Origin of the sequence: Petrocella sp. FN5, assembly GCF_029210395.1 — a bacterium.
Lineage (GTDB): Bacteria > Bacillota > Clostridia > Lachnospirales > Vallitaleaceae > Petrocella.
In genome coordinates, this window is record NZ_JARGDP010000125.1 from 1 (window position 1) to 3477 (window position 3477).

The 3477-nt window shown below is 36.4% G+C and carries 3 protein-coding genes; all 3 read left to right on the forward strand.

The annotated features are described in order from the left end of the window. The first annotated feature begins 130 nt into the window (after positions 1-130). From P0N36_RS14770 to P0N36_RS14780, 3 genes are read left to right on the forward strand one after another with little or no spacing between them, the layout of a single operon-like run. Complete coding sequence (locus P0N36_RS14770) at positions 131-1354, forward strand: tyrosine-type recombinase/integrase (RefSeq protein ID WP_275843638.1); 1224 nt, start codon at positions 131-133, stop codon at positions 1352-1354. A 50-nt stretch (positions 1355-1404) separates the two neighbouring features. Beyond that, a complete protein-coding gene (locus tag P0N36_RS14775; protein ID WP_275843639.1) occupies positions 1405-2340 on the forward strand; it encodes a tyrosine-type recombinase/integrase in 936 nt (311 codons plus the stop codon). Continuing rightward, the gene (locus tag P0N36_RS14780) at positions 2337-3377 is read left to right on the forward strand and encodes a tyrosine-type recombinase/integrase (protein WP_275843640.1); all 1041 of its coding nucleotides are present in this window, start codon (positions 2337-2339) and stop codon (positions 3375-3377) included. Before P0N36_RS14775 ends, P0N36_RS14780 begins: the two co-directional genes overlap by 4 nt. Positions 3378-3477: the final 100 nt, after the last annotated feature.

Genomic DNA, 3477 nt, shown 5'->3' on the forward strand with positions numbered 1-3477 from the left:
TTATCCTAACTGAATCATTATTCGAGTTAACCTCCTGAAAGTACTGATACATATAGCGTAGGCTGTATTTTATTCGAATAATAATAACTGGTATCATAGATATATCAAATATCTTAAGGAGGATGTATCTATGCCAGATCAAAAATCTGTAACACTTTTGAAACTAAAGAAAGAACTCATTCAACAACTACACGAAAACAATTACAAGCCTAGCACCATCCAACTATATTCTGAACATATCAATCAACTACATAAATATATGCTCCAGAAAAACATTCCATTTTACACGTCAAAGATTCCAATCTCATTCTATAGGGAGAAGATTGAGTCGAAGGAGATTTCAAAGCACAATAAACAGTTTTATAAGACTGTATTTCGGCGTCTCGATGATTGCTATTATGGAAGTGGCTACGTTTATACTGTACCAAGAAAGGATTTATCTGTATCAGATAATTTCCACCCATATATTATCTCTTATCTTGACTACTGTACAAAAATCAATAATAGTCCACTGACAATCAAGACGAAAGAACGGACCGCGCATTTCTTTTGCGGCAACCTAGCGCAACTAGGCTGTCATAGCTTCACGGAAATGACTGCCCCAATAGTATTAAGAGCCACATTCATGATTAAAAATCAGGAATTCTATCCTGAGCTAAAAGATATGTTAAGATATTTACTTGCTATATCCTGTGTAATGCATGATTTTTCAACCTTAGTCCCTAAATCTCATAACCCTATATGTGTTCCAACCACATATACAACTGAAGAAATAACGAAACTTGAAAAAACTGTTGATAAACAGACTATATCCGGTAAACGAGACTATGCAATGATACTGTTATCATCACGACTGGGCATCCGTGCAGGAGACATCGCCTCACTAAAATTCAGTAATCTTGACTTCGATAATAATCGAATTGTGTTTACTCAAAACAAAACCGGTAACCATTCAGACCTTCTTATGATACCAGAGATAAAAAGTGCAATACAGGATTATATCAATAACGAACGCCCTGACTCTCCTCTAGAGGCTGTATTTCTTTGTGCTTTTGCTCCACATAGGGAAATCTCTTATTCAGTAGTCTCGTTTGCAGTTAAGAAGAACATCATTCATTCCGGAATAAATATATCTGGAAAAAAGCATGGTCCTCAAAGCCTTCGGTCTTCATTGGCCACTTCCATGGTAAATGACGGTATTGATTATAACTCGGTAAGAAGAGTTCTTGGACACGAAGGACCCAACGCAATCAGTAATTATGCAAAGCTAGATCTTAACAGATTAAGGCTGTGTGCACTGCCATCTCCACCAACATCTGGAAATTTCAAGCATTTACTGGAAGGTGGTGAGTGATAATGCGGTTCATCTTTCACAGCGTTTTCAAAGAAAATATGATAGAATTTATGGATCTACGAGCCAGTACTTTTGCATGGAATACCTATAGGTTAGATTATTACCGCCTTTCATCACTTGATCGTTTTTTATGCTCTCGTTCTTTTGATCAGATCATCGTATCGCAAGAACTGATTAACGATTGGTTAGTAGAGTACAAGGTGCCTACCGCATCAATTAACGGATATCTAAAAACATTAAGAGCTTTTATGGGATACCGGAGAAATCTAGGACTTCCAGTGTATCTTCCACCTTACAGAAAGCAGCAAGATTCATACATACCATATTTCTTTTCTGACAAAGAACTTAACGCCATAATAAAGTATGCAGATATACTAGAAACTATACGTCCTGGCCTCATCACACCTGATATCTATCTTAAAATTCCGATGATAATCAGAGTTCTTTACAGTACTGGTTTACGTCTGAATGAAGTGCTTTGTTTGAAGATGAAAAATGTAAACTTTGAAAATGGCGTTCTGACCATAGTCAATGCTAAACATGACAAACAGCGTTTAGTTCCAATACATGCAACCTTAAATGAAACATTATACAAGTACTGTATATTTCTCGGGATAACATTAAAGCCTGATGCATTTGTATTCTCGGGCATGCGAAGTGGTACCCATATGTCACCATCAGTGGTTCAAAAACACTTCAAGTTTATTCTCAAGTACTTGGGAATCATATCAGGTTATGAAGATAAGCATGAAAGAGGCCCATGTCTCCATTGTCTACGCCACTGTTTTATCTTGTTATCATTCAAACAGTTAGAAAAAAACGGAATCACTGTTGATCTGTCTTTCCCTTATCTATCTGTATATTGTGGTCACGTTTCACTCATAGCTACAGAAAAATATATGAAATTCAGTAGTGAAATGTTTGATTCCGACATGACTCGCTTTACTGATTTTTCGGATCACCTATTTCCGGAGGTGGAGCTATGAGTTATCGTAAAACTTTATCATCGTTTCTAAAATACCTCGACTACTTTCTGAATACTTATATGGTTGAAGTGAAAGGTCTAAGCTTAAATACGGTCAAATCCTATAAAACAACCTTTAAGCTCTTGATTACATTTATGTATACCGAACATGCAACCCCAGCAGATGAACTGGAATTCATAACACTGGATGCAAACATGCTATCTGCATTCCTTAAGTGGCTTGAGACTGATCGACATTGTTCTCCATCTACAAGAAACCAACGATTAGCGGCTCTTTACTCATTTTCAGAGTATGCTCAAAACAGAGACTTTGAAGCTGCCTCATCTTTTAGAACTTCGGTTTTAGCGATCCCCAATAAAAGGATACCTAAAAAGAAACGGGTTTCATTTACAACGGATGAGATTAAAATTTTTCTAGCAGTGCCTGGACAGAACAGCGAAATAGCCGTACGTGATACATTGCTGCTAAGTGTTATGTATGCAACTGGTTCTCGTGCCCAAGAAATTTGCGATCTTAAGGTGAAAAAAATATCTTTCAGTGATACCAATACAACCATTGACTTAATCGGAAAAGGTAAAAAAGCTCGTCGCGTGCGTATACCCAATCATTGCGCTGTAATACTGAAAAAATATCTTGTTCATAAAAAGATAAGCAATAAACCCAATCACTATGTGTTTTCAAGTCAAACCCATGACTACATGACTGTTTCATGTGTCGAAGCTATCTACAAAAAGTATGTTAAACAAGCAAAGTTGCTGTATCCTAATCTATTTCAAGAAAAAAGTTATTCGCCGCACTGTATGAGGCACACCACAGCACAGCATATGTTAGAAGCAGGTGTACCGATAATGGTTATTAAATCATTTCTAGGCCATGCATCTGTTCAAACGACTCAAATTTATATAGAAAGTACTCAAGCTGCAATCGACAAACATGTTAAAGAGTGGAATGAACGCAACTTTCCGAAAGAATTATATCCAGTTCAGAATACAAGTAAACCAGATGAAATCATTCCTTCTTTTCTGAAAAACAATTAACTACGACTTATCATTATTCGAAATAAATTTCATTGAAAGCTGATAACATGGGTATTATTGGCTTTCAACTCGAATAATGATTCAGTTAGGATAACAAGAA